Annotated in this window: 1 pseudogene; it reads left to right on the top strand. The window is 59.6% G+C overall.

The features are described 5' to 3' along the window. Nucleotides 1-182: 182 nt before the first annotated feature. Nucleotides 183-963: pseudogene (locus tag VZ95_RS18770) on the top strand (indolepyruvate ferredoxin oxidoreductase family protein); the annotation flags it as partial.

Genomic DNA, 963 nt, shown 5'->3' with positions numbered 1-963 from the left:
GACAAAATCACTGGCCTGAACTGCCGAATGTGCATGGGAAGCGCTGCCAACGCGATGCTTCGTTGCTTTTTTATGACCCCCTCAAACAGCCGATTGTCCTGCTGCCCAGGCGTGCCTAGAGTTGAAAGAAATAAAAAAACCCAAGCCGCGCGCTAGGACATACAGAGGAAGGGAAGCAGACGATGGGACTCCCGGCACAATCGAGCGCAGAGGCGCTTTTGTCCGTCAGCTTGGACGATAAATATACCGCCCTTGAAGGCCGAATTTACCTCACCGGCACGCAAGCCTGGTGCGCCTGCCGATGATGCAGCGCGCGCGCGACCGGGCAGCGGGGCTCAATACCGGCGGCTTTATCTCCGGCTATCGCGGCTCGCCCTTGGGTGGGTTCGATAAGGCGCTGTGGGATGCGCGGAAGTTTCTGAAGAAAAGCGACATTAGCTTTCAACCGGGGCTGAACGAAGACCTGGCGGCGACGGCCGTGTGGGGCTCGCAGCAGGTGAACCTCTTCCCCGATGCTACGGTCGATGGCGTTTTTGCCATCTGGTACGGCAAGGGGCCGGGGGTGGACCGCTCGGGCGACGTGTTCAAACACGCCAATAATGCCGGAACCGCCAAACACGGTGGCGTGCTGGTGCTGGCGGGGGACGATCACACCTGCAAATCCTCCACCCTGCCGCATCAGTCCGAATATGCCTTTATGGACGCCTCGATTCCGGTGCTGAACCCGGCGGGCGTTCAGGAAATTCTCGATTACGGTATGCTGGGCTGGGCGATGAGCCGCTATTCCGGCCTGTGGATCGGTATGAAGACGATTGCCGAATCGGTCGATAGCTCCGCCTCGGTCTATGTCGATCCGCTGCGCGCCCTGCCGATTATCCCCACCGATTTCGAGTTGCCGCCCGATGGCGTCCATATCCGCTGGCCGGATAAGCCGATGGCGCAGGAAATGCGGCTGCATAAATA

The sequence above is a fragment of the Elstera litoralis genome, assembly GCF_000963705.1.
Taxonomy (GTDB): Bacteria; Pseudomonadota; Alphaproteobacteria; order Elsterales; family Elsteraceae; genus Elstera; species Elstera litoralis.
The sequence above is the reverse complement of the archived record's forward strand: the minus strand, read 5'-3'. Positions and strand labels throughout refer to the sequence as shown.